Below are 23,277 nucleotides of genomic sequence, written 5' to 3' on the forward strand. Positions count from 1 at the left end.
GGGCATGCCGCACCCGTCACTCCGGCACGGAGCCTTTCACCACGACGCGCATCAGCACGCGGCGGTGCTTGCCCATCTCGTAATTGGCGGTGGCGCGGTGCAGCAGGCAGCGGTTGTCCCAGAAGACGAGGTCGCCGTGCCGCCAGCGGTGGGTGTGGACGAAGCGGTCCTGCGTCGCATGCTCCAGCAGCTCCTCCAGCAGGGCGCGCCCCTCCTCCTCCGGCATGCCTTCGATGTGGGAGCTGTACATGCCGATGTAGAGGCTCTTGCGCCCGGTCTCGGGATGGGTGCGGACCAGCGGATGGGCGATGGGCGGGGCGGCGGCGATGTCGTCCTCGGTCGGCGGGGCGCTGCCGGTGTAGCGGCGCATGAACTCCAGGCTCTGCACCGACTTCAGCCCGTCGATCCGCCGGCGCGTGGCCTCCGGCAGGGCGTCGTAGGCGGCGGTCATGTCGGCGAACTGGGTGTCGCCGCCGTTCGGCGGCAGTTCCACCGCCTGCAGCATCGTCAGCAGCGACGGCTCCCGCAGGAAGGACTTGTCGGTGTGCCAGAAATAGTTGGAGCTGATGAAGGGCTTGGCCACCGGGTTGCCGGCGGCGTCCAGATTGGTGATGGTGTGGACCGCATCCCACTTCGACCCGTCGGCCAGCCGGATCATGTGACCCTCGATTGGGCCGAACAGCTCGGCGAAGCGGTACATGCGCTCCTTGTCCAGCGACTGGTTGCGGATCACCAGCAGATGATGGTCGCGGAAGGCCGTCCGCACCGCATCGACCGTCGCGTCGTCGAGCGGCCGGGACAGGTCCAGCCTGTCGGTTTCCGCCCCGATGATGCCGTCGAGCGGCGTGAACAGGGGAATGGTCGCGGAAGAGGCGGCGGATGCGGCGGCGGAAGAGGCGGCTGGCGCATGGAGGCTGGTCATCGGGACGGTTCCTCGTGCAGGTCGGTTGGTTTTCAAAGCGGTCGGCGGCAGGCCCAGAGGGCGGCACGCGTCAGGATCTGGCGGTGGACCGGGTGTTCCAGGGACGCGCGGTCATGGCCCAGCGTGTCGGCCACCACCCGCCCCAGCCCGGCGTCGCGCGCCCACAGGGCGGGCCAGGCGCGTCCCCCGTCCGGTGCCACCAGCGCCAGCGGCCGGACGTCGCCGGCCAGATCGAAATCGCCGTAAGCCTCGTCGGTGACGGTGAAGGGCGGCAGGCCGGCGGTCAGGGGATGGGGACGGTCGGTGGGGACCAGGGTGACCGGACCGCGCGGCGGATGGGCGGAGCGGCCCCACACCCAGGCGCCGCCCAGCAGATCCTTCCAGTCCGGCCAGTCGTCGAAGCAGATCAGCGCGGTGTGCAGGCCCAGCAGCCCGCCCCCGCCGGTGACGAAGTTCCACAGCCTCCCCCGCCCATCGGGCGACAGCGAGAAGGCCCAGCGCTCGCGGTGGGGGGCGTATTTCTCGCTGCCCAGCATCCGCCAGCGCAGCGCATAGACGGTGAGCAGGTCGAAGCCGCCCTGGTCCAACGCCGCCAGCCCGCCTTCGATGTCGTCGGTGACGGTCGAGACGACACCCGCGCCGGCCAGGATTTCCTCCAGCGCCGGAGCGGCGTCGGCGAAGGGGTGGCCGATGCCGCCGGTCAGGATCAGGTTGCGGACCGCCCCGCTCATCGGTCGCCCGCCAGGGGCTTCACCGCCGGGGCGCGGCGGGGCAGGTGCATCTTCAGGCTGAAGGACACGCCGCCATCGACCATCAGATGCTGTCCGTGGATGTAGCGCGCGCGGTCCGAGGCCAGGAACAGCACCGCGTCGGCGACATCGTCGGCGGTGCCGAGCGACCGGGCGGGGACGGCGGCGCCGCGCACCGCGCGCACCTCCGCATCCGCATAGATCGGCGCCGACATGCCGGCGTCGATGAAGCCGGGGGCGACGGCGTTGACCCGCACCCCGCGCGGCGCCAGCGCCAGCGCCAGATGTTCGGTCAGCAGCGCGACCGCCGCCTTGGTCGCCGGATAGGCCCCGGCGTCGGGGCTGGGGGCGACGGCGTTCAGCGAGGTGATGTTGACGATGGCCCCCGACCCGCGTTCCGCCATCCGCCGCGCGACGGCGCGGGTGACGATGAAGGTGCCGGTCAGGTTGACGTCCACCACGCGGCGGAAATCGGCGACGCTGTGCTCCAGCAGGTCGCCGAAACGGACGATGCCGGCATTGTTGACCAGCAGGTCGGGGCCGTCGCCGAACGCCTCGGCCATCGCGGCGACCACCGCGTCGATCTGCGCCTCGTCGGTCACGTCGGCGGTGAAGGCCAGGGCGCCGGGAATGCGCGCGGCCTCGACCTCCAGCCCGGCGGCATCGAGGTCGAGCAGCGCCACGCGGTATCCGTCGCCGGCCAGACGGCGCGCGATGGCCGCGCCCAGTCCGCCGCCGGCTCCGGTCACCAGAGCGGTCTTGGTCATGCGATCCTCCCGGAAAAGCGGGTTTCGAAGGTTGACGGGATCCCCGTCGCGGCGTGCTCTGCACCCATCGCTGTGGTCTTCCTTGTTCCGGATGCGGGCAGCGCGTCAGCCGCGCGGGCGCCTGCTGACGACGGTTCCGGCCTCGGGCTGGAAATAGCTGCGCTCGGGCTTGTAGGTTCCGCTCGCCACGGTGATGCCCCAGCTTCCCGGCTCCAGCGCCATGAAGCCGTGGATGTCGGCGGGCGGGGCGATCACCACGCTGTCGCCCGGTTCCAGCACGCGGTCCTCGACCATGGTCAGGTCGGCCTTGCCGGGAACCGAGCCGTCGTCGCGCCGCTCGTAGACGGTGTGCTTCACCCGCCCCCGGTAGATCGCCATGCTCTCCCAGTTGCCGTGGTCGTGGACGGCGATGGGCTGGCCGTCGGGCAGCTCGAACAGCAGGATCGACAGGTCGCCGTCATAGTAGAGGTACTGGGAATTGGCGACGTGGTTGCCGATGCGCGGCACGCCGGCCGTGCACAGGTCGGGCCGGGCGGCGAGTGCTGCCAGCGGTTCGCGCAGCGCCTCCGTCAGGCGGGCGGTGTCGTGTCCGTGCGTCTCGATCGCCCGGATGACCGCCTGGGCGCAGGCGCGGATGGCGGTGCCGGTCTCGGGGCTGGCGGCCATGATGGTTCCTCCTGGGTGGGCGGTGGTCAGAGCGCCGCCAGCAGGCGGCGGGTGGCGGCGACGGCGCGCGCCACGCGGGCCGGCGCATCCATCGTCCGCGCCAGGGCGGTGGTGGGGATTTCGAGGGCGAGCGGCAGGCCGGGCGGAAGCGCGCGCAGCAGCCCGGTCAGGTCGATGCCGCCGTCGCCGGGAAACAGCCGCTCCTTCACCGCGGTGTGCAGCAGGGCATCGCGGTCGGTCCGATAATCGCGCGGGGCGTCGCAGAGATGCATGTAGGCGAACAGGCCGGATGGGATCGCCGCCACCTCGGCCGGCGTGCCGCCGGAGCGGTCGTAATGCAGCGCGTCGAGCGCGATGCCGATGTTCGGGCGCTCCACCCGGCCGATCAGCCGGGCGGCGGCGGCGGCGCTCGGCACGCTCATCCAGGGCACGAACTCGAACTGCACGGTCAGGCCGAAGCCGGCGGCATCGTCGCACAGCCGTCCCAGCCTTGCCGCCAGCCTCCCCTCGTCGGGGTCGTCGCCGGTCGCCAGAACATGGCGGGCACCCAGCTCGGCCGCCGCCTCCAGGAAGGGGCGGAAGGCGTCGAGGTCGGTGTGGGGCAGGACGCGGGCGGTGTTGGCGTCGAGCGCCGTGACGCCGCGGTCGGCCATGCGCCGCTTCATCTCGCGCCGCAGGGCGGGGTCGGCCAGCAGAGGCATCGGATCGCCGTCGGGCTGGCCGCCCAGCAGGCGCAGCCCGACATGGTCGCAGCCCTGGTCCGCCGCCACCGTCACCATGTCGGGCGGCGACAGCTCCGGCACCGTGTAGTAGGAGAGCGACAGCGGGTTCACGCGGCACCTCCCGCCTGGAGGGGGGCGGGAGCCGGACGGACGCCGCCATACTGTGCCCAGCTGCCGGCGACGTGCCATCCGGCATCCACCACCAGATTGACGCCGGTGATCGCCGACGCCCGGTCGGAGGCCAGGAACTCAATGCTCTCCGCCACCTCGCGCGGCTGCACGATCCGGCCGAGCGCGGTGAACTCGGCCGGATCGGCGGCATAGCGGCCCGACCGGATCCGTTCGACCACCCGCGGCACCAGGGTAGAGCCGGGCGAGACGCAGTTGACCCGCACCCCGGCGCGTCCCCATTCCCCGGCAAGGTTCAGCGTCAGGCTGACCACCCCCGCCTTGCTCGACGCATAGGCATGGACCGGCACCGAGCCGATGGCGGCAATCGACGCGATGTTGACGATGCTGCCCCGCCCCTGCCGCGCCATGCGGGTGCCGAAGGCCCGGTTGGCGTAATAGGTGCCGGTCAGGTTGACGTGGATCGTGCGCTCCCACACCTCCAGCGGCAGCTCGGCCGGCGGCAGCACCGGCTGGAAGACGGCGGCGGCGACCACCAGCGCACCGACCGGACCATGCGCCGCCTCGATGGCCGCCGCCGCCCGCTCCACCGCGCCGGCGTCGGCGATGTCGAGCGCCAGCGCGGCGCCGCCGAGGTCGCCGGCCACCCGCTCCGCGGCATCCGGGTCGAGGTCGGCGACCGCCAGCCGCCAGCCGCGCGCCGCCATCAGCCGGGCGGTCTCCTCGCCGATGCCGTTGCCGCCGCCGATGACGACGGCCAGCGCGCCGCCCGCGGTCGAGGTCTGCTGCGTCATGGCCGGGTCCATGGCCGGGTCCTCCGTCACTTGCGCAGGTCGGCGGCGAGGAAGGAGCTGTCCAGCACCTTCGACCAGTCGACCGGGCCGGACCATTCGCCCATGCGTTCCATGCCCTTGACCCAGATGTTCAGGGCGTCCATGTCGAAATCGCCCTGGCTCCAGTACTTGATCGCCGCCATGCGCTTCATCGAGGCGGTGGCGACATCGACCGGCAGCGTGTCGCCATAGCGCTTGGCGACCATCTTCGCGGCCTCCTCCGGGTTCTCGTAGATGAAGTTCACCGCGGAGCGCCAGGCGGCGAGCAGCCCGCGCAGCTGGTCCGGGCTCTTGCGCATGAAGTCGCCGGTGGCGACGCCGACGGTCGGCGTCATCGACGGCAGGTTCTCCAGCGAGAAGGCGACCTTGTAGCGGTCCTTGCGGGCGCTGTAGAGCGGCTCCAGGATCAGCGCCGCGTCCACCCCGCCCTGCTCCAGCGCCGACAGGCCCGAGCCGACCGATCCCAGCGCCACCATGTCGGCCTTGCCGGGATAGCCGGCCGCCTCGAAGGCCATGGTGACCATCAGCTCGCTCGACGATTTCGGCGCGGTGATGCCGACCTTGCGGCCGACCAGATCCTTGACCGAGGACACGCCGCTGTCCGGCCGCGTCACCCACAGCAGGTCGTCCACCCGGCGGATCGCGGTGTGGACGATGCGGATGTCCATGCCCTGCCTGATGCCGGCCAGCGCGGTGGAGGTGCTGACGATGCCGTAGCCGAGCCCGCCGCCCACCATGTTGCGGATGCCGGTGCCGCCGCCGACCGAACTCATCACGTCGGTGACGTCGACGCCGTTCTTCTTGTAGTCGCCGCGCTCCAGCGCCACCGCGATGGGGGCGGTGTTCAGCAGGGCGCCATAGTGGGACGCCATGATCTCCAGCGCATGGGCCTGCGGCGCCGAGGCCAGCAGGCCACCGATCAGCGGCACCGCCGCCAGCGCGCGGGTCAGGAAACGGGTGATGGTCATGGCGTCCCTCCGTTGTAGGTTTTGTCTTTTCTCAGCAGGCGGCGGGCGTTGCCGGCCAGCGCCGGCGACACGGCGCCGTGATGCCCATCCTCCGGCTGGTCCCAGCCGGCGAAATTGGTGCCGAAGACCAGCCGGTCCGGCCCCACCACCTGGGTCAGCAACGCCAGCGCCCGGTCGTCGTTCAGGTGCGTGTCGAACCACAGGCGCGACAGCATCTCCTCGAAGGCGCCGTCCTTCTTCATCGACTGGCTGGCCCACGGGCGCTTCATGCCGGCCTGCGCCAGCCGCCCGGCGGTGAAGGCGGCGGCACCGCCGCCATGGCTGATCCAGACATCCAGCCGGGGATGGCGTTCCAGCACGCCGCCGAAGATCAGGGTGGCGACGGCGATGGTCTCCTGCGCGGCAAAACCGATGATGACGTCGAGGTCGAAACGCTTCAGCGCCGGGTCGCCGGGCGGCCCGTCGATGCCGGCCGGGGCCGGATGCAGGAACAGCGGCACGTCCAGCCGGACGAACGCCTCGTAGAGCCTGTCGAACTCCGAGCTGTGCAGCGGCTCGCCCGCGAACTCGGTGCCGGTCGCCGCCCCCCACAGTCCCAGCTCGCCGACGGAGCGCTCCAGCTCCTCCGTCGCCGCGCGCGGGTCCTGCATCGGCAGGGCGGCCAGCCCGCCCAGCCGGTCCGGATAGCGCGCGACCAGCTCCGCCAGCGCGTCGTTGTGCCGGCGGCAGAAGGAGACGGCGGACGGCACGTCGATGTGGTGGAAATAGTTCAGCGGACTGGCCGACAGCACCTGGAAATCGATGCCGGCCTGATCCATGCGGCGCAGCCGCAGCTCCGGGTCGGTGAAGGGGCTGTTCAGGTGGCGGACGCCGCTCAGTCGGTAATTGCCGACGCGGTACCAGGGCTGGCCGTTCCCGTCGACGCCATGCTCCGGCCCGTGGATGCCGGCGGCGCCGTTGGTCGCCTCCAGGCGGACATGGGCATGAACGTCGATCAGCGTCGCGGTTTCGATGGGCATGGGAAGGTCCTTTCCGCCGGGCGGGCCGGCGGCCGGGAAGGAAGGGGCTGGCGAAGAGGGCGTTCGAATGCGGGCGCCGCTCAGGCGACCCGGTGCATCCGGTTGTCGAGCGCGAGCAGCACGCTGTTGACCGCCAGGGCGAACAGGCCGATCAGCACGGTGACGCTCATCATCGTCGCGGTGTCGTTGACGCTGATGCCGTTCATGATCATGAAGCCCAGCCCGCGCTTGGACGCGAACATCTCGCCGACCATCACGCCCAGCAGGGTGATGGAAAAGCTGATGCGCAGGCCGGTCACGATCTCCGGCACCGTCGCCGGCACCAGGACCGCGGTCAGCGTCTGCATCCGCGTCAGCCGTATGGCGCGGGCCGAGCGCCGCAGCACCGGGTTCATGGCGCGGATGGCGCCCATGGTGACCAGCATCATCGGGATGAAGCCGTGGAGCGTGCCGAACGCTACCTTCGCCGGCATGCCCAGCCCGAACAGCAGCAGGATCACCGGATAGAGCGTGACCTTGGGAATGGCGTAGAGGGTGACGAACAGCGGTTCCAGCACGTCCGACAGCGACCGGTTGGCACCGATCAGCACGCCAGCCAGCCCGCCGCCGATGCAGGAGATCAGCAGCGACAGCCCCAGCGCCTTGGCGGTCTCCGCCACATTTTCCCAGAAGGACGGGTTGCCGAACAGGACGGTCATCCGGTTCAGGGTCACGGCAGGCGAAGCCAGCGCCTCGTCCCCTGCGAGCCCGTGGAACAGCTGCCAGCCGCCCAGGATCAGCAGGGCGATGACGACGGCGGCGGCCAGCTTCTCCCCCGCCCCGGCGGTGTCGCGGGCGGCGCCGACGCGGCCGGCACCGGAGCGGTGGCGCACCCGCTGTTCCGCCCAGTGCAGCAGCACGGTCAGGCTGGAGACGAAGACCACGACGAACAGCAGCAGCGCGTACATCGTCCGGTCCTGGAGATTGTTGTACGCGAAGGCGATGGAGTAGCCGAGCCCGCTGCCGGCCAGGATGAACTCCGCCCCGATGACTCCGGTCACCGAATAGCTCAGCGCCAGCTTCACCCCGGTGAAGATGTGCGGCCCGGCGGCCGGAAGCTGGATCAGCAGCGCGTCCTGGACACGGTCGAGGCGGTAGGTGCGGCCGACCTTGCGCAGCACCGGCGGGATGCGGTCCAGCCCGGACAGCGTCGCCGTCACCATCGCCATCACCGCATAGAGGAAGCCCATGGCGATGATCGGCAGCGCGTTCATGCCGAGAAGCACGATGAACAGCGGATACAGCACGAAGAACGGCAGGGCGTAATAGCTGGCGATCAGCGGTTCGACCGCCCGGCGGACCCGCGGCAGGGCGTGGAGCGCGACGCCGCCGGCGAAGCCCGCCACCATCGCGGCGACGGCGGCGGCCAGGATGTTGCGCAGGGTGAAGCCGATCTGCGACCAGAAGCCGTCGGTTCCCATCAGACGGACCAGCTCGGCAAGCATCTCCGACGGCGGGATCATGGTGGCGCGCCCGACATAGCCCAGCCGGCAGGACGCCTCCAGCGCCAGGACGGCCGCGGCGGTGATCAGCAGGCGCTGGATGCCGGCCCGCGTCATCCCGCGACCCTCCGCTGGCTGGCCATCGCCTTCAGCGATTCCTCGCGCAGCGTGTTCCACAGGCGGGTGGTGACCTCGCCGAAGGCGGGTTCGGCGGCGATGGCGCTGGTGCGGTCGCGCGGCCAGCCGGTTTCGACGATCTCAATGAAGCGGCCGGGGCGCGACGACATCACGCCGATGCGGTCGGACAGCATCGCCGCCTCGTCCAGCGCATGGGTGATCAGCAGGACGGTCGCCCCGCTGGCCCGCCACAGCCGCAGCAGCTCGTCGCCCATCAGCAGGCGGGTCTGCTGGTCGAGCGCGCCGAACGGCTCGTCGAGCAGCACCAGGCGCGGGCGCATCACCAGCGTGCGGGCAATGCAGACGCGCTGGCGCATGCCGCCGGACAGCTGGTTGGGATAGGCGCCGGCGAAATCGTTCAGCCCCATGAAATCGATGGCATGGCGGACGCGCTCTTCCGCCTCCGCACCGCGGAAGCCGGCGCGGCGCAGGCCGAAGGCGATGTTGTCGCGCACGGACAGCCAGGGGAACGACGCATCCTCCTGGAAGACCACGCCGACCCCGTCGGGAACCGTGCCGCGCACGCGCTTGCCTTCGAAGGTGATGGTGCCGTCGGTTGGGCTGCTCAGACCGGCCAGCACGTCGAGCAGGGTGGATTTGCCGCAGCCGGACGGCCCGACGATGGAGAAGAACTCTCCCCGGCGCAGCTCAAGATCGACCGGACCCAGCGCATGGACCGCCGATCCGAAGATGCGGGTGACGCCGGTCATCACCGCGTGGGCGCCGGCCGCGAGGCCGTTGGAGCCCTGGGCACCGTTCGGACCCTGGGCGCGGCCGAAGGGAATGGGCTGCGCCGGATGGGACGCGCCTGCCGCATCCTGGGGGACCGGCGCTCTTTCTGACGATAGGCCACGCATGGGCTGCATCTCCCTCCCGGTGTCGGGCGTTCGGCGTTGCGCCTGAATTCTGTTTGTTTTGTAAGCATACAAATGCAGCCCGCCGGCCCTGTCTAGGACAGCTTTGGACCACCCCCATATAAAAATTGTTTGCCCTCCCCCGCCGCCGATGCGAGGCTTTCGTCCCTGCCCGTGGCGTACCGCAGGGCTGCCACGCTGGGCCGCCCAATTGAGCCGCCCCACCGGGCCGCACCGATGGATCCCGACCGATGCGCAGCCGCCAGTTGGAAAGCTTCATCCTCGTCTGCGAACTGGGCAGCATCAGCAAGGCGGCGCTGGCGCTGAACATCGCGCAGCCGGCGCTGGGGGTGCAGATCAAGGCGCTGGAGCGGGAGTTCGGCGTGCCGCTGCTGGTCCGCACCGTCACCGGAACCCATCCCACCCCCGCCGGCCTCCTCTTTCTGGAAGAGGCGCGGCTGATGGTGCGGCGCCTGCAGGATTTGAAACGCTCGCTGCGCGAGGTCGCCGGGCAGGTCCCGAGAACGCTGGCGGTGGGACTGACCCCCAGCCTGTCCGGGCTGCTGGCCGGCAGGCTGATGGAACGGCTGCACGGCGCCCTGCCGGGGGTGGAGTTGAAGCTGTTCGAAGAGCTGAGCCATGCCCTCATCGGCCATGTCTCATCGGGCAAGCTGGATCTGGCGCTGGCCTACACGGTGCCGCGCAGCCGCATGCTGCACCGGGAACCGCGGCTGAACGAGGCGCTGTGCCTGATCACCCATCCGGGTTCGCGGTTCGACGGGACCGGCCCGCTGTCACTGGCGGCCATCGCCGACGCCGAACTGGCGATGCCCAACGAGGGCGATCTGGTCAGGCGCCTGGTCACCGAGGCGATGACGGCGCGCGGGCTGGTGCCGAACATCGCCTTCTCGCTCGAATCGATGCAGGCGATCAAGGACATGGTCCGGCGCGGACTGGCCTGCGCGATCCTGCCGCACAGCGCCGTCGCGGAAGACATCCAGGCCGGCGCCCTGGTGATCCGGCCGATCTGCGACCCGGCGCTGATGCGCACGCTGTTCCTCATCCATCCCGCCGGAACCGAGGTGAATGCCGCCACGGCACAGGCGCTACGCATCATCGACGGCCTGCTGGACGAGCTGAGGCAGAGGGACCGGAACTTCACCGTCGCGACGGAAGAGGAGTGATGGTTTCCGTGATACTGCTTCGGCCCGGAGGGCCGGCGGTCACTTGACCGGCTCGGCCGCCCTTCGATGCTGCAACGCCCCGAGCACGCCACGCTCCGATTGCAGCAGATACGCGTCGAGCGTCGTCATCGATGCCAGCCGGTCGCCCGTCTCAAGCGCACGAAGGAGCGTGTGGTTGAGGTCGATGTATGGCTCGTGAAGATGGGCCATGTCCTTGAGCTGCCCGAAGGCAAGCCGGAGTTCGGCGAGCACGAGGTCGAAACTGGCGCTGAGCCGGGGGCTGTCGCACAGGCCGACCATGGCGCGGTGGAACTCCATGTTGTTCGTCCCGACCTTTTGCCAATCCCGCCTGGCGCCAAGCTCCCTGCCCTCTTCGACCAGGACCCGCATGCGGGCAAAGGCAGGATGGCCCCGGCTCGCCGCCTCGACGGCGCCACGCTGGATCACCGCGCGGACACGGTAGATGTCGATGATCGCGGCCTCGTCCGGCACCACGACGAAGACGCCGCGGTTGGGAATGTAGGAGAGCAGCCGCTGGCTGGTCAGAAAGCGGAACGCTTCGCGCAGCGTGTTCCGGGACACCGCGAAATCCGCCGCCACCCGGTGTTCCGAAAGCTTCTGGCCGGGCTCGAACTCACCGGCGATCAGCATTTCACGGATGCGGATCGCCACCGCGCCGGCAAGGGAAGCCTCGTCGGCTTCCATCGTCGTCCTGATCGTCATCGGCACCTCCCAAGATCCCGGCGCTGCCGGATCGAATCAAGATTGTTCAACAATATATTTTATGGTATTCAACAATCGCTACTCACTCGTTGAGCAGGTTACCGCATGGCCGTTATCGATCTCAATGATGATCGCGGCGGCGATCCCGGCGGTGATGCCAGCGGCGATCCTGATGAACCGAACGGAAAAGCCAATGAAGCCCACCCCCATCACGGTGCCCCCCGCAGATGCCGCTGCACGCAAGGCGATCGGGCCGGTCATCTGCTATCCGACGCAGAGCTTGCCGCGTGCCGATCTGGCGGCATACCGCGCGGTGCGGGACGGGATGGAGCTGGTCGGGACGGTGGTGGTCCCGCCGCGCGATGCGGCCACCTGGACCGTGCCTGCCGGTCACTTCTGCCGCATCGTCTCGACGGAAGGCGCACAGGTTGGCGACCTCAACCTCTTCAACGCGAACGACTTGAAGGAGCGGCTCTACACCGGCAAGACCCGCGCGCTGAACGGCACCCATGTGGGGCTTGGCGATCAGCTGTTTTCCAACTTCCCCTATCTCCGCCCCATCGCCACCATCACGCACGACACGCTCGACTGGTACGGTTTCGACGAATTCGGCGGGTCGGTGCATGACGTCATCGGCACCCGCTGCGACCCCTACACGCACAACCTGCTCAACGGCGGGGACCACTACCACCACTGCTGCCATTCGAATCTCACCCGCGCGCTGGCGAAAGCCACCGGCATGACCCTGCCCGAGGCCGAACCCCACATCCACGATGTGCTGAATGTTTTCATGTGTACGGGCTTCACCCGGGACACCGGGCAGTATTTCATGAAGGCAAGCCCCGTGCGGCCGGGCGATTACCTCGAGTTTTTCGCCGAACTCGACCTGCTCGGCTGCATGTCCGCCTGCCCCGGCGGCGATTGCTCGTCGGAGCATTCCTCGGACGCGGCCAGTTGCCATCCGCTCCTCGTCGAGATCCACAAGCCCGCCCGACTGCCGGAGGGATGGCGCACACCGGCCATCAATGGCTACGACCGAAGCCACGGCTGCTGAACGGCTCCGGACATCGCAGATCGCACTTGCACCGCGGCCGATCCCGATGACTCATGGAGCGGGCATCGAGCGGAGTGACGGACACATCATGCGTGAAATCTTGAAGATGGGCGATCCCCGCCTGCAGCGGGTGGCGAGGCCGGTCGAGGATATCCACGACCCGGCGGTTAAGTCGCTGATCGCCGAGATGTTCGAAACCATGCACGCCACCAACGGCGCGGGGCTGGCTGCACCGCAGATCGGCGTCGACCTGCGGGTGATCGTCTTCGGCTTCGACTCCAATCCGCGCTACCCGGACGTGCCGCCCGTCCCCGTCACCACGCTGATCAATCCCTGGTTCGAAAAACTTACCGAAGAGGTGGAGGAATCCTGGGAGGGCTGCCTGTCGGTTCCGGGACTGCGCGGGATGGTTCCGCGCTGCACGCACATCCGCTATGGCGGCACCCTGGAGGACGGCACGACGCTCGTCCGCGAAGCGAAAGGCTTCCACGCCCGGGTTTTCCAGCACGAGTTCGACCATCTCGACGGCTTCCTCTTTCCCCAGCGGATCGTGGACATGTCCAAGTTCGGCTTCATCGATGTCCTGTTTCCGGAGTCCGGACTGGCCGATCTGGAAGCGCACTGACACGATCCAGGCGGGAGATGTCCTCGGCCGAAAACCCCCAATCTTGGTGCCGACGGGTTCACGCCGGTTCACGCCGCCAGCAAAGCCCCAAGGCGGCGTAACCCTGGTTCGATCCGGTGGGCGGCAATGGAGGTGAAGCCCAGCCGGAAATACCGGCGGCCCTCGGCGGGGTCCAGAAAGAAGATATCGCCGGCTTCTATCAGGACGCCCTGATCGCGCGCCCTGCGAACCAGATCACGACTGTCCAGGTCGGGCGGACCTTCGATCCAGAAACTCTTCGCGCCGAAGTCGCGGCGGGACCGGCAGCCGGGCAGAAGCTTCGGCAGCAGCCCGGCGATCAGCTCGGCCCGCTCCTCCAGCACGGCGGCGGTCCGGCGCAGATGCTGGCGGTAATGGCCGAGCTGGATGAAGGTGGCGAGGCTGCGCTGGTTGTTGGTCGGCGGGTGGCGCAACATCAGCCGCCGCAGGACACGCAACTCATCGATCACCGGCTTCGGCGCCACGACGTAGCCGATGCGCAGGCCCGGTGCCAGGATCTTGGAGAAGCTGCCGGTGTAGATCACCCGGTCCGCCCGGTCGAGGCTCTTCAGGCAGGGCAGATCGGCATCCCCTTCCACCGACAGGTCGGATTCGTAATCGTCCTCGATCAGGACGACGTCGTGGCGGGCGGCGGCGTCCAGCAGGGCGCGCCGCCGTCCCATCGGCATCACTGCGGTGGTCGGACACTGGTGCCCCACCGTCACGAAGGCGACCCGGCGGCTGGCGAACACCGCATCGGCCACGATGCCGAAGCCGTCGCAGGTCAGCGGCCTTATGTCCGCCGTCGCCATGCCGACCATATGGCGCACGTCGGGATAGCCCGGATTCTCGATCCCGACCGGCGTTTCGCGTCCGACCAGCAGCTGGACCAGCATCGACAGCGCATGCTGCGAACCGATGGTGACGATGATCTCGCCCGGACCGGCGAAGATGCCGCGGCGGGGCAGCACCTTGTGGCGCAGCTGGTCCAGCAGGTCGGGGTCGTCGTCGTCGATCATGTCGCGGGCCCAGCGGGTGATCTCCTGCACGCTCGACGCCGCCTTCACGCTCTCCCGCCACGGGTTGGTCGGAAACAGGCTGGGATCGAACTGCCCGAACAGAAAGGGATAGGGATAGTCCATCCAGTTGCGCGGCTTGGTTATCTGCGGCAGACGCGATGGCCGGATGGCGAAGCGCGCCGCCCAGCCGCCGGCCTTGTCGGCCGCGGCGCCGGTGCGCATGGGCTCCGACGCCGGCCGGTCGTCGGACGAGGCGACGAAGCATCCGCTGCGCTCCCGCGCGACCAGCAGGCCATCGTCGATCAGATGCTGATAGGCGGCGTTGACGGTGTTGCGCGAGATGCCCAGCGCCTCGGCAAGGCTGCGGCTGGAGGGAACCCGCATGTCGGGCGCCAGCAGGCCAGCCTCGATGGCGTCCGCGATGATGCCGCGGACGCGCGCGCTCAACCCCTGCGGGTCGCGCTCCATCCCGCCGAAAAGAAGCCGCCAGGCGGTGTCGATCTGCATGGTGCAACCGTCCTTCTTTCCCCGAAACCATCGCGCTGGCAATCACGTCGGGCTGCCTGCCCCGGTATGCGGAAAAGCAAGAAGGGTGCCGGCCGGTGACGGGCGGAACGGCGCCGATTGTGGCGGCCGGGATGGTTACCGGACAGGCGTCTGCCCAAAGGGGCGCCACATGGCGCGGGATGGGGCAGCGGATCGGGCACCGGACCAGTCACTGCCGCAAAGCGGGAGGATCTGGACCTTTCGGCGGGGGCGGCGGCTGGGTCCTAATGGCCGCATCGGCCTAATGGTCGCATCGGCCCAATGGTCGCATCGGATTGACCGGCCTCGACGGAGACCCCGCCATGACCTTCAGCAAGACCCTGCTCGCCACCGCCTTCGTCGCAATCGGCGCGCTGTTCGGGGCCTCCGCCCCGGCCGTGGCCGCGGAGAAGACCGTCACCTTCGCCTATCAGGACATGATGACGCCGATCCGCGTCCTGATGGAAAGCGGCGATCTGGAGAAGAAGACCGGCTATGCCGTGAAATGGGTGAAGTTCGGCGGCGGCGGCGACGTGATCCGTGCCATGGCGTCGGGCAATGTCGACATCGGCGAAGCCGGTTCCTCCCCCATCGCCGCGGCGGCTTCCCAGGGTCTTCCCATCACGCTGTTCTGGATCCTGGACGACATCGCCAACGCCGAACAGCTGGTTGCCCGCAACGGCAGCGGCATCAAGTCCATCGCCGACCTGAAGGGCAAGACGGTGGCCGTGCCCTTCGTGTCGACCTCCCACTACCAGCTGATGTACGCGCTGCAGGAGGCCGGGCTGTCGGGCAAGGACGTAAAGCTGCTGAACATGCGTCCGCCGGAAATCGCCGCGGCGTGGGAGCGCGGCGACATCGACGCCACCTTCATCTGGGCGCCGGTCCTGACCGCCGCGAAGAAGAACGGCACCGTCATCGCCAGCGCCGGCGATTTCGCGAAGAAGGGCAAGGCAACCTTCGACGGCATCGTCGCCACCAAGGCCTTCATGGCCGCCAACCCCGACTTCATGACGACCTTCGTCAAGCTGCTGGCCGCCGCCGACGCCGATTACGCGAAGACCGGCGATAGCTGGACCGCGACCTCGCCGCAGGCCGCCGCCATCGCCAAATGGACGGGCGCCGCCCCAGCCGACGTGCCGGACGGGCTCGCCGCCTACCGCTTCCCGACCCTGGAGGAGCAGGCATCCAAGGAGTGGCTGGGCGGCGGTGCCGCAGAAGCGCTGAAATCGACCGCCGAGTTCCTGAAGAGCCAGGGCCGCGTCACCGAACTGGCCCCCGACTACACCCCCTTCGTGACCGCCGACGTGGTCAAGGCGGCGGCCAAGTAACGGTCCGGTCCGCAGTTCTATTCCTTCGCCTCAGGAGGCCCAGCATGCTCGAAGTCCGCAACGTCAGCGTCCAGTATGGCGGCGGGGAAAGCGCCACCGTCGCCTTGTCCTGGGTCGATCTGACCATCGAGCCGGGGGAATTCGTGGTGGCGCTCGGTGCGTCGGGCTGCGGCAAGACGACCCTGCTGTCCTGCATCGCCGGCTTCCTGCCGCCGACGGACGGGGAAATCCTGCTGGACGGCAAACCGGTCACCGGGCCGGGGGCCGACCGCGGCGTGGTGTTCCAGCGCCACGCCCTGATGCCCTGGCTGAGCGTGGCCGACAATGTCGCCTTCGGGCTGAAGATGCAGGGCATGGGCAGGGCGGAACGCGGCCGGCGCGCCCGCAGCATGCTGGAGCTGGTCGGGCTGGCGTCCTTCGCCGACAAGCGGATCTACGAGCTGTCCGGCGGCATGCAGCAGCGCGTCGGCATCGCCCGGGCGCTGGCCGCCGACCCGCGCATGCTGCTGATGGACGAGCCGCTGGGCGCGCTCGACGCCTTCACCCGCGAACAGATCCAGGAACTGATCCTGCGGGTGTGGGCGGAGACGCGGAAAATGGCCTTCTTCATCACCCACGAGGTGGAGGAGGCGATCTTCCTGGCGACCAAGCTGATCATCATGACCCCGCGCCCCGGCCGGATCGCCGAAACGATCCCGCTGGAGTTCAGCCGGCGCTTCCTGGCCGGGCAGGATGCCCGGTCGGTCAAATCCTCCCCCGACTTCATCGCGATGCGCGAGCGGGTGCTGGGCTTCATTCACGAGCGCAGCGACCACCGCAACGACGCCGCCACAGGAGAGGCCGCATGAAACCCACCGCCACGGAGCAGGTGCGATCCGCCAAAAGCCCAGGCGCCGGGCTGACCGGCATCCCGGCCGGGATGGTGCCGTTGAACCGGCTGCGCCGCCGGATGCAGGGATTCCGGTCGCAGCCGGCGCTGATCAGCATGGCGGCCATCCTGGCGGCGCTGGCGCTGTGGGCGGCGCTGACCGGCCAGGGCGTCGTCAAGCCGCTGTTCCTGCCGAAGATCGGGACGGTCTTCCAGGCCTTCCTGGATGCGGTGGACGGACGGATCGACGGCGCGCCGCTGACCGAACACATCGCCATGAGCCTGGTGCGTGTGGTCAGCGCCTTTGTGCTGGCAGCATTGATCGGCATCCCGGTGGGGCTGGCGACGGGCCTCAGCCCGGCCCTGCGCGCGGCACTCGACCCCTTCATCGAATTCTACCGGCCGCTGCCGCCGCTGGCCTATCTGCCGCTGGTCATCATCTGGTTCGGCATCGGCGAGACCTCGAAGATCCTGCTGATCTTCTTCGCCTGCTTCGCCCCGGTGGCGCTGGCCGCCCGCGCCGGCGTGTCGGCGGCGGCGGCCGATCAGGTCAACGCCGCCCGCGCGCTGGGCGCCAGCCGCTGGCAGGTGGTGGTGCATGTGGTGCTGCCGGCGGCCCTGCCCGACATCCTGGTCGGGCTGCGGATCGGCATGGGGGTGGGGTGGACGACACTGGTCGCGGCGGAGATGGTCGCCGCCTCCACCGGGATCGGGCAGATGGTGCTGAACGCCTCCAACTTCCTGCGCACCGACATCGTGCTGATGGGGATCTTCGTCATCGGCGCCTTCGCCGCCCTGTTCGAATTCGGCATGCGCTGGCTGGAACGCCGTCTGGTGCCCTGGAAGGGCAAGGTTTGAGTCACACTGAGGGAAGGTCGCGAAACCGATGTCCATGCTCCTCTTCGGGGGCGTGACCTTCCTCGCCGCCGCGTTTCGCGGGGTGACGGGGTTCGGATACGCCCTGATCGCGGCGCTGGGGCTGCTGTTCCTGCCTTCGCCCGCCGCCGGCATCCCCTTCATCCTGGTCAGCGACCTGCTGTTGACCTGTTTCCTGCTGCTGGACCGCGAACAGGGGGCGGTGGATTGGGCGGTGGCTCGGCCGATGCTGGCGATGGGGTTCGCCGGCGCGCTGTGCGGCAGCCTGATCGCCGCCAGCCTCGACGACGGCACTTCGCGGCTGCTGGTCGCGGTGACGGTCTTCGCGGCGGCCTGCGTCGCCCTGGTGCGGGAGCCGCCGCACTGGCTGCGGCACCGGACGGTCGGGGCCGGCATCGCCTTCATCGTCGGCGTGCTGCTGGCGGCCTTCGCCGTCGGCGGGCCGCTGATCGCGGCATGGCTGCTGGCCGGCGGGCGGGACCGGCGGACCATCAAGGGAACGCTGGCGGTGTTCTTCGGCGCGGTCGATGCGCTCAGCCTTGCCGGGCGCGCCATGGTCGGGGCCATCGACCCCGGCGTGGTCGGTCTGCTGGCGACCTTCATCGGCCCCACGCTTGCCGGGTTCGCCGCCGGCCGGTTGCTGTCCGCCCGCCTCAGCCTCGACGGCTGGCGGCGGCTGGCCTCCGGGGGCCTGTTCGCCGTGGCGGTGGCCGGCCTGATCCAGACCGCCGTCACCCTGGGCCTGAATTTCACTACTCCGTCATGAGGAAAAACCACAGGATGTCGAACATTGCCCCGAAAACGGCAATCGTCACCGGCGCCACTTCCGGCTTCGGCGACGCCATCGCCCGGCGGCTGGTCGCGGAGGGCTGGCGGATCGTCGCCACTGGCCGGCGCCGGGACCGGCTGGACGCATTGGTCGAAGCGCTGGGCGGGCCGGATGTCGTCCATCCGCTGTGCTTCGACATCCGCGACGAGGAGGCGACCAGCACCGCGCTGGCCACCCTGCCCGACGCCTTCGCCGACATCTCGGTCCTGGTCAACAATGCCGGGCTGGCGCTCGGCACCGGGGCGGCGCAGGACAGCGACCTGGAGCAGTGGCGCACGATGATCGACACCAACGTCACCGGGCTGGTGACCATCACCCGGCTGCTGCTGGACCGGCTGATCGCCCAGCGCGGGCTGATCGTCAACCTCGCCTCCATCGCCTCCAACTGGCCTTATCCCGGCGGCAATGTCTATGGCGGCACCAAGGCCTTCGTGAAGCAGTTCTCGCTCGGCCTGCGCTGCGACCTGTCGGCGCAGGGCGTGCGCGTGACCTCCATCGAGCCGGGCCTGTCGGAAAGCGAGTTTACCCTGGTGCGCACCGGCGGCGACAAGGCGGCCTATGACGCGCTCTATGGCGGGGCCAACCCGCTGCAGCCCGAGGACATTGCCGAGACGGTGCGCTGGGTGGTCTCGCTGCCCTCCCACGTCAACATCAACAGCGTGGAGATCATGCCGGTGAGCCAGTCCTGGGCGCCGTTCAAGATCCACCGCGACACGCTTTCCTGATCCCGCCGTAACCGGCACCGCATCCGACCCCTAGGAGATGACCGATGGATGACGTCCTTCGGAACGACGCGTCACGCGTCAACGACATCCGGCATGTGATCGAGGCCGACCGCGCCCATGTCTGGCACCATCTGACCCAGCACAAGGGGTTCGAGACGACCGACCCGCGCATCTTCGTCGAAGGCAAGGGGATGCGGGTGTGGGACGCCGCCGGGCGCGAATATCTCGACGCGGTGTCGGGCGGCGTCTGGACGGTCAATGTCGGCTATGGCCGGGCCAGCATCGCCGACGCGGTGCGCGACCAGCTGGTCAAGCTGAACTATTTCGCCAATTCGGCCGGGTCGATTGCCGGCGCCCGCTTCGCCGAGAATCTGATCGGCAAGATGCCGGGGATGAGCCGGGTCTATTATTCGAACTCCGGTTCGGAAGCGAACGAGAAGGTGTTCAAGATGGTGCGCCAGATCGCGCACCGGCATCATGGCGGCCGCAAATCCAAGATCCTCTACCGCGAGCGCGACTATCACGGCACCACGCTCGGCACGCTGGCGGCGGCGGGGCAGGCGCAGCGCCGCGCCCAGTTCGGCCCCTTCCCCGAGGGTTTCGTCGAGGTGCCGCATTGCCTGGAATACCGCAGCCAGTACGGCGCCGTTGAGAATTACGGCGAGCTGGCCGCCGACGCCATCGAGGCGGTGATCCTGCGCGAGGGGCCCGACACGGTCGGCGCGCTGTGCCTGGAGCCGATCACCGCCGGCGGCGGCGTCATCACCCCGCCGAAGGGTTATTGGGAGAAGGTGCAGGACATCTGCCGCCGCCACGAGGTGCTTCTGCACATTGACGAGGTGGTGTGCGGTCTCGGGCGCACCGGCACATGGTTCGGCTACCAGCATTACGGCGTGCAGCCGGATTTCGTCACCATGGCGAAGGGCGTGGCGTCCGGCTATGCCGCCATCTCCTGCACCGTGACGACCGAGCGGATCTTCGAGCTGTTCAAGGACGACCCCGCCGACCCGATGTCCTTCTTCCGCGACATCTCGACCTTCGGCGGCTGCGTCGCCGGGCCGGCGGCGGCGCTGGAGAACATGCGCATCATCGAGGACGAGAACCTCCTCGCCAACACCCAGGCGATGGGGGAGCGGCTGATGGCCGGCCTGTGGGAGCTGTCGGAGCGCCACCGCGCCGTCGGCGATGTGCGCGGCAAGGGACTGTTCTGCGGCGTCGAGCTGGTCCAGGACCGGGCGACGAAGGAACCGGCGGAGGAGAGGCTGGTGCAGGCGGTGGTCGCCGACTGCATGGCGAACGGTGTCATCATCGGCGCGACGAACCGCTCGCTTCCCGGCCTGAACAACACGCTGTGCCTCAGTCCGGCGTTGATCGCCACCGCCGATGACATCGACCGCATCGTCGCGGCCATCGACGGCGCCTTGTCGCGCGTCTTCGGCTGAAGAACGGCACTTTCCCAAGCCGAGTTGCCTGTGCGCCGCCGGATGCGGGGCACAGGCTCGGTGGAAGGCGGCGTTGCAGGTCCACGATGCCGCCGCGCGTTCCGACAGGCTTGTACGGGTCGGCTACGAGCAATTTCTCAAAAGCAATGTCTCAAAGAAGGAACTCGTCGATCCCGCCGCCCTGCTCCTGGCCGGATTGCTCCCCACCATGTTGCTTTTGGCCGATTTGCTCCCGTCCGCCTTGCAGGCCGCCGAAAAGGTCGGAATGGATGCTTCTCTCCCGTTCCGCGGTGTACAGCGACGCGAAGAGCCGGTTCAGGTCGTCGGAAATTCCCGGGGCATGGATGTCTCCCCGTCCGGCATAGGGTTGCATCCGGTCGACGAAGCGTTGGGTGAATCCTCCGAGCCGAAGCTCCATACCCAATCGGCCGACCGTGCCGGTCAGCACCTTGGAGGCCTCCGCACAATCGCCGGTCATGGTCGACAGCGAGCGCATCTGATCGGCGTGCAGCCGCTTCAGGCAGTCCATGGAGCCGGTCATGGCATCCACCAGCTCCATCGCCACCCGATGGTTGGTGCCCGACCGCCGGTCCAGGCCGTTCGCCCGGTCAGTGGCTGCATGGATCGCCTCGGTGATCGCCTTCGACATGTCCTCGGTCCTGCGGCTGCACGCGCGCAGCTCCTGCGCAACCACGCCCAACGCCCGCCCCGCATCGCCAAGCCGCGCGCATTTCAGCGTCGTGTTCAGCCCCATCAGCCGCATGTCGGTGTCGATGGAGCGGATGGCGAGAACGTCCCGTCCCATGGCGACGAACCCGCCCGAGACTTCGCCCACCTGCCTGCGGATGATGTCGTCGGAGCGGCGATAGTGATGCAGCAGCTCCAGCGCCCGGTCGACGTCGCCCGCGACATCGTGCAGAACGGACCGCCCTGCCGGTTTGCCGGCGGTCGGGATGTCACCGCCCGCCCCGAACAGCTCCCGGGCTTCCTGCGCGATGCTGTCCGCATCGCGGGCAAGCGCTTCCAGATTGTCCTTCAGCGACGCCACCTGACTGGCGAAATCGGCGCACGCCTCGACGCACTGGCGGATTTCGAGGGTGCAGATCGCCGCCGACAGATCCTGCCGGTGCCCCAGGTCCAGCCCGGCGAGCCATCGCAGGTCCCGTGCCAGGGCAGACGCCGGGGGTGGGTCCGCCAGCAGGGCCAGCACATCCATGGCCACGCCGATATGGGCCAACCGCTGGCAGGTGAAGTCGCCGACCTGAAGATCGCTGATGCAGCGGGCGATGCGCCGGCCGATCTCCTCGACACGGCCGGCGAAGCGCTTTGATGCAGCCTGCGCGGTGTGGCGGTATGCCGTCAAGCGGTCCAGGCTTGCCTGCAGACGGCTGCCGACATCGTCCAGGCGGGTGCGGTTGTCGCGCTCGAACGCACCGGCGCCGTCCTTTGCCGCGGACATGGTCGTGCGCAGATCGGCGAGACGTCCGATCGCCTGCGTCGTCGCCGCCTCCGCCAGACGGTGGAGCCGGTCGATTTCGCGGTTGAACACGCTGAAATCGTCGCTGCCGGAGCGGATCTGGACCGACTGGACCTTCGCGTTGATCGCCAGGGCGGTGATCTCGCCGATGATCTTCGCCAGGGTGGCGAGCAGGGCGGCCATATCGGCCCCCGTCCCATCGAGATCAGTCAGATCGGTCAGCGTCTGCCTGAGATTGCCCGCCAGGCCGTCGGTCACGCTGCGGACGGTGCCCAGCCGCCTGCAAGCCTCGGCGCCATCCTCGCTGTCGATCAGCATGGACAGGGCGCTGAAGCGGCCACCGATGGCCGTCATCCGCTCCAGCGTTTGCGACAGCGTTTCGCCGACCGTCAGGAAGGTCGTCTCGATGGGCGCCGATGCGGCGCGCAGTTCGGCGCTCAGCGAGCGGATCAGTCCGGCGTCGGGGCCGGGCTGGGCCGAACCGGACTGGGTTGGGCCGGGCTGGGGAGCCCCCGGGAGGGCGCCGCCCGGACCGCCGATGGCCGCTGCGTCAACGGTGCTGTACATGCCGGAAGCCTTTTCCAAACGGATGCGTCAGGGGAAGCGGATGGGGTCACGAGCGGTCATGGCGCAGGATCTCGCGCGGGATCGACGAAAGTCCCACCACCTTGTCCACCCCGCCCCGCGCGATGGCCTCCTTCGGCATGCCGAAGACGACGCAGCTCTCCTCGTCCTGGGCGACGGTGAAGGCGCCTGCCTGCTTCATCTCGCGCATCCCGGTGGCGCCGTCGTCCCCCATCCCCGTCATGATGACACCGACGGCATTGCCGCCGGCGCAATGGGCGGCCGACCGGAACAGCACGTCGACCGACGGCCGGTGCCGCGACACCAGCGGCCCCTCCTTCACCGCCACCAGATAGCGGGCGCCGCTGCGTTGCAGCAGCATATGGCGGTTGCCGGGCGCGATCAGCACCTGCCCGCGCAGCACCGTGTCGCCGTCGCGCGCCTCGCGCACCGTCATCTCGCACAGGCTGTCGAGCCGGCGGGCGAAGGCGGCGGTGAAGCTTTCCGGCATATGCTGGACGATGACGATGCCGGGACTGTCGGCCGGCAGCGCCTCCAGCACCTCGCGCAGGGCCTCGGTGCCGCCGGTGGACGCGCCGATGCAGATGACGCGCTCGGTGGTGCGCGCCATCGCCCCGCCGCTGGGGGCCGGCATCATCACGTCGGCGCTCAGCTTCGGTTCCGGGGCGCGGGTGCGGCCCAGGGGAGTAACGAGGGGAGTAACTGGGGG

Annotated in this window: 23 protein-coding genes; 9 read left to right on the forward strand and 14 right to left on the reverse strand. The window is 69.1% G+C overall.

Annotated features, from left to right (window positions below; genetic code table 11):
• Positions 1 to 16: 16 nt before the first annotated feature.
• The 10 genes from GBZ48_RS12610 to GBZ48_RS12660 all read right to left on the reverse strand — a co-directional run bounded on the left by GBZ48_RS12610 (position 17) and on the right by GBZ48_RS12660 (position 9,290).
• On the reverse strand, positions 17 to 922 hold the full coding sequence (locus tag GBZ48_RS12610; protein ID WP_174471367.1) for a TauD/TfdA dioxygenase family protein: 906 nt from the start codon (positions 920 to 922) through the stop codon (positions 17 to 19).
• A gap of 32 nt (positions 923 to 954) precedes the next feature.
• The gene (locus GBZ48_RS12615; protein ID WP_174471368.1) at positions 955 to 1,653 is read right to left on the reverse strand and encodes a ThuA domain-containing protein; all 699 of its coding nucleotides are present in this window, start codon (positions 1,651 to 1,653) and stop codon (positions 955 to 957) included.
• Positions 1,650 to 2,438, reverse strand: a complete 789-nt coding sequence (locus tag GBZ48_RS12620; protein ID WP_174471369.1) for an SDR family NAD(P)-dependent oxidoreductase — start codon at positions 2,436 to 2,438, stop codon at positions 1,650 to 1,652. Before GBZ48_RS12620 ends, GBZ48_RS12615 begins: the two co-directional genes overlap by 4 nt.
• Positions 2,439 to 2,543: 105 nt before the next feature.
• On the reverse strand, positions 2,544 to 3,104 hold the full coding sequence (locus tag GBZ48_RS12625; RefSeq protein ID WP_174471370.1) for a cupin domain-containing protein: 561 nt from the start codon (positions 3,102 to 3,104) through the stop codon (positions 2,544 to 2,546).
• A 26-nt stretch (positions 3,105 to 3,130) separates the two neighbouring features.
• The gene (locus GBZ48_RS12630) at positions 3,131 to 3,937 is read right to left on the reverse strand and encodes a TIM barrel protein (RefSeq protein ID WP_174471371.1); all 807 of its coding nucleotides are present in this window, start codon (positions 3,935 to 3,937) and stop codon (positions 3,131 to 3,133) included.
• Positions 3,934 to 4,761: an SDR family NAD(P)-dependent oxidoreductase gene (locus GBZ48_RS12635; protein WP_246307157.1), complete on the reverse strand. Its 828-nt coding sequence runs from the start codon at positions 4,759 to 4,761 to the stop codon at positions 3,934 to 3,936. Before GBZ48_RS12635 ends, GBZ48_RS12630 begins: the two co-directional genes overlap by 4 nt.
• A gap of 14 nt (positions 4,762 to 4,775) precedes the next feature.
• On the reverse strand, positions 4,776 to 5,756 hold the full coding sequence (locus tag GBZ48_RS12640) for an ABC transporter substrate-binding protein (protein ID WP_174471372.1): 981 nt from the start codon (positions 5,754 to 5,756) through the stop codon (positions 4,776 to 4,778).
• Positions 5,753 to 6,775: an amidohydrolase family protein gene (locus GBZ48_RS12645; RefSeq protein ID WP_174471373.1), complete on the reverse strand. Its 1,023-nt coding sequence runs from the start codon at positions 6,773 to 6,775 to the stop codon at positions 5,753 to 5,755. Before GBZ48_RS12645 ends, GBZ48_RS12640 begins: the two co-directional genes overlap by 4 nt.
• 80 nt (positions 6,776 to 6,855) lie before the next feature.
• The gene (locus GBZ48_RS36210) at positions 6,856 to 8,373 is read right to left on the reverse strand and encodes an ABC transporter permease (RefSeq protein WP_246307158.1); all 1,518 of its coding nucleotides are present in this window, start codon (positions 8,371 to 8,373) and stop codon (positions 6,856 to 6,858) included.
• The gene (locus tag GBZ48_RS12660) at positions 8,370 to 9,290 is read right to left on the reverse strand and encodes an ABC transporter ATP-binding protein (RefSeq protein ID WP_209798340.1); all 921 of its coding nucleotides are present in this window, start codon (positions 9,288 to 9,290) and stop codon (positions 8,370 to 8,372) included. Before GBZ48_RS12660 ends, GBZ48_RS36210 begins: the two co-directional genes overlap by 4 nt.
• Positions 9,291 to 9,538: 248 nt before the next feature.
• On the opposite strand from GBZ48_RS12660, the gene GBZ48_RS12665 reads away from it, so the two are divergent.
• Positions 9,539 to 10,471 (forward strand): LysR family transcriptional regulator, encoded by a 933-nt coding sequence (locus tag GBZ48_RS12665; protein ID WP_174471374.1) that lies wholly within the window; start codon positions 9,539 to 9,541, stop codon positions 10,469 to 10,471.
• A gap of 39 nt (positions 10,472 to 10,510) precedes the next feature.
• On the opposite strand, the gene GBZ48_RS12670 is transcribed toward GBZ48_RS12665, so the two are convergent.
• The gene (locus GBZ48_RS12670) at positions 10,511 to 11,176 is read right to left on the reverse strand and encodes a GntR family transcriptional regulator (RefSeq protein ID WP_209798341.1); all 666 of its coding nucleotides are present in this window, start codon (positions 11,174 to 11,176) and stop codon (positions 10,511 to 10,513) included.
• Between GBZ48_RS12670 and GBZ48_RS12675 the strand changes: the two genes are divergently transcribed.
• Both GBZ48_RS12675 and def read left to right on the forward strand, forming a co-directional pair.
• Positions 11,130 to 12,248, forward strand: coding sequence for an urea carboxylase-associated family protein (locus GBZ48_RS12675; RefSeq protein ID WP_246307159.1), 1,119 nt, complete (start codon positions 11,130 to 11,132; stop codon positions 12,246 to 12,248). The two genes, GBZ48_RS12670 and GBZ48_RS12675, sit on opposite strands and share 47 nt — an antisense overlap.
• An 88-nt stretch (positions 12,249 to 12,336) precedes the next feature.
• The gene (gene def / locus GBZ48_RS12680; protein WP_209798342.1) at positions 12,337 to 12,873 is read left to right on the forward strand and encodes a peptide deformylase; all 537 of its coding nucleotides are present in this window, start codon (positions 12,337 to 12,339) and stop codon (positions 12,871 to 12,873) included.
• A gap of 68 nt (positions 12,874 to 12,941) precedes the next feature.
• On the opposite strand, the gene GBZ48_RS12685 is transcribed toward def, so the two are convergent.
• Entirely contained in the window at positions 12,942 to 14,417 is a 1,476-nt protein-coding gene (locus GBZ48_RS12685) for an aminotransferase-like domain-containing protein (protein ID WP_174471376.1), read from the reverse strand.
• 341 nt (positions 14,418 to 14,758) lie between these two features.
• Here GBZ48_RS12685 and tauA point away from each other — a divergent pair, with 341 nt between their 5' ends.
• The 6 genes from tauA to GBZ48_RS12715 are packed head-to-tail and all read left to right on the forward strand — an operon-like array spanning position 14,759 to position 20,506.
• A complete protein-coding gene (gene tauA / locus GBZ48_RS12690) occupies positions 14,759 to 15,766 on the forward strand; it encodes a taurine ABC transporter substrate-binding protein (protein WP_174471377.1) in 1,008 nt (335 codons plus the stop codon).
• A gap of 44 nt (positions 15,767 to 15,810) precedes the next feature.
• Positions 15,811 to 16,614 carry a taurine ABC transporter ATP-binding subunit gene (tauB, locus tag GBZ48_RS12695; RefSeq protein ID WP_174471378.1) on the forward strand — a complete coding sequence of 268 codons (804 nt, stop codon included), beginning with the start codon at positions 15,811 to 15,813 and terminating at the stop codon, positions 16,612 to 16,614.
• The gene (locus GBZ48_RS12700; protein ID WP_174471379.1) at positions 16,611 to 17,492 is read left to right on the forward strand and encodes an ABC transporter permease subunit; all 882 of its coding nucleotides are present in this window, start codon (positions 16,611 to 16,613) and stop codon (positions 17,490 to 17,492) included. The genes tauB and GBZ48_RS12700 overlap by 4 nt, the downstream gene beginning before the upstream one ends.
• Before the next feature lie 34 nt (positions 17,493 to 17,526).
• Positions 17,527 to 18,276, forward strand: a complete 750-nt coding sequence (locus GBZ48_RS12705) for a sulfite exporter TauE/SafE family protein (protein WP_174471380.1) — start codon at positions 17,527 to 17,529, stop codon at positions 18,274 to 18,276.
• 14 nt (positions 18,277 to 18,290) lie between these two features.
• On the forward strand, positions 18,291 to 19,064 hold the full coding sequence (locus GBZ48_RS12710; protein ID WP_174471381.1) for an SDR family NAD(P)-dependent oxidoreductase: 774 nt from the start codon (positions 18,291 to 18,293) through the stop codon (positions 19,062 to 19,064).
• Between the two features lie 44 nt (positions 19,065 to 19,108).
• On the forward strand, positions 19,109 to 20,506 hold the full coding sequence (locus GBZ48_RS12715) for an aminotransferase family protein (RefSeq protein ID WP_174471382.1): 1,398 nt from the start codon (positions 19,109 to 19,111) through the stop codon (positions 20,504 to 20,506).
• Between the two features lie 151 nt (positions 20,507 to 20,657).
• Here the strand turns inward: GBZ48_RS12715 and GBZ48_RS12720 are convergent, their stop codons facing one another.
• Positions 20,658 to 22,550, reverse strand: coding sequence for a methyl-accepting chemotaxis protein (locus GBZ48_RS12720; RefSeq protein ID WP_174471383.1), 1,893 nt, complete (start codon positions 22,548 to 22,550; stop codon positions 20,658 to 20,660).
• A gap of 46 nt (positions 22,551 to 22,596) precedes the next feature.
• Positions 22,597 to 23,277 (reverse strand): chemotaxis protein CheB (locus GBZ48_RS12725; protein ID WP_281362406.1); only part of this gene is annotated, 681 nt, incomplete at its 5' end.

Origin of the sequence: Azospirillum melinis, from assembly GCF_013340935.1 — a bacterium.
GTDB lineage: Bacteria > Pseudomonadota > Alphaproteobacteria > Azospirillales > Azospirillaceae > Azospirillum > Azospirillum melinis.

What these genes read in the sequence shown, in the direction of transcription:
- GBZ48_RS12610 (WP_174471367.1), bottom strand. Translation starts at nt 922, where the DNA reads ATGACCAGCCTCCATGCGCCAGCCGCCTCTTCCGCCGCCGCATCCGCC.
- GBZ48_RS12615 (WP_174471368.1), bottom strand. Translation starts at nt 1,653, where the DNA reads ATGAGCGGGGCGGTCCGCAACCTGATCCTGACCGGCGGCATCGGCCAC.
- GBZ48_RS12620 (WP_174471369.1), bottom strand. Translation starts at nt 2,438, where the DNA reads ATGACCAAGACCGCTCTGGTGACCGGAGCCGGCGGCGGACTGGGCGCG.
- GBZ48_RS12625 (WP_174471370.1), bottom strand. Translation starts at nt 3,104, where the DNA reads ATGGCCGCCAGCCCCGAGACCGGCACCGCCATCCGCGCCTGCGCCCAG.
- GBZ48_RS12635 (WP_246307157.1), bottom strand. Translation starts at nt 4,761, where the DNA reads ATGGACCCGGCCATGACGCAGCAGACCTCGACCGCGGGCGGCGCGCTG.
- GBZ48_RS12640 (WP_174471372.1), bottom strand. Translation starts at nt 5,756, where the DNA reads ATGACCATCACCCGTTTCCTGACCCGCGCGCTGGCGGCGGTGCCGCTG.
- GBZ48_RS12645 (WP_174471373.1), bottom strand. Translation starts at nt 6,775, where the DNA reads ATGCCCATCGAAACCGCGACGCTGATCGACGTTCATGCCCATGTCCGC.
- GBZ48_RS36210 (WP_246307158.1), bottom strand. Translation starts at nt 8,373, where the DNA reads ATGACGCGGGCCGGCATCCAGCGCCTGCTGATCACCGCCGCGGCCGTC.
- GBZ48_RS12660 (WP_209798340.1), bottom strand. Translation starts at nt 9,290, where the DNA reads ATGCGTGGCCTATCGTCAGAAAGAGCGCCGGTCCCCCAGGATGCGGCA.
- GBZ48_RS12665 (WP_174471374.1), top strand. Translation starts at nt 9,539, where the DNA reads ATGCGCAGCCGCCAGTTGGAAAGCTTCATCCTCGTCTGCGAACTGGGC.
- GBZ48_RS12675 (WP_246307159.1), top strand. Translation starts at nt 11,130, where the DNA reads ATGCGGATCGCCACCGCGCCGGCAAGGGAAGCCTCGTCGGCTTCCATC.
- GBZ48_RS12670 (WP_209798341.1), bottom strand. Translation starts at nt 11,176, where the DNA reads ATGGAAGCCGACGAGGCTTCCCTTGCCGGCGCGGTGGCGATCCGCATC.
- def (WP_209798342.1), top strand. Translation starts at nt 12,337, where the DNA reads ATGCGTGAAATCTTGAAGATGGGCGATCCCCGCCTGCAGCGGGTGGCG.
- GBZ48_RS12685 (WP_174471376.1), bottom strand. Translation starts at nt 14,417, where the DNA reads ATGCAGATCGACACCGCCTGGCGGCTTCTTTTCGGCGGGATGGAGCGC.
- tauA (WP_174471377.1), top strand. Translation starts at nt 14,759, where the DNA reads ATGACCTTCAGCAAGACCCTGCTCGCCACCGCCTTCGTCGCAATCGGC.
- tauB (WP_174471378.1), top strand. Translation starts at nt 15,811, where the DNA reads ATGCTCGAAGTCCGCAACGTCAGCGTCCAGTATGGCGGCGGGGAAAGC.
- GBZ48_RS12700 (WP_174471379.1), top strand. Translation starts at nt 16,611, where the DNA reads ATGAAACCCACCGCCACGGAGCAGGTGCGATCCGCCAAAAGCCCAGGC.
- GBZ48_RS12705 (WP_174471380.1), top strand. Translation starts at nt 17,527, where the DNA reads ATGCTCCTCTTCGGGGGCGTGACCTTCCTCGCCGCCGCGTTTCGCGGG.
- GBZ48_RS12710 (WP_174471381.1), top strand. Translation starts at nt 18,291, where the DNA reads ATGTCGAACATTGCCCCGAAAACGGCAATCGTCACCGGCGCCACTTCC.
- GBZ48_RS12715 (WP_174471382.1), top strand. Translation starts at nt 19,109, where the DNA reads ATGGATGACGTCCTTCGGAACGACGCGTCACGCGTCAACGACATCCGG.
- GBZ48_RS12720 (WP_174471383.1), bottom strand. Translation starts at nt 22,550, where the DNA reads ATGTACAGCACCGTTGACGCAGCGGCCATCGGCGGTCCGGGCGGCGCC.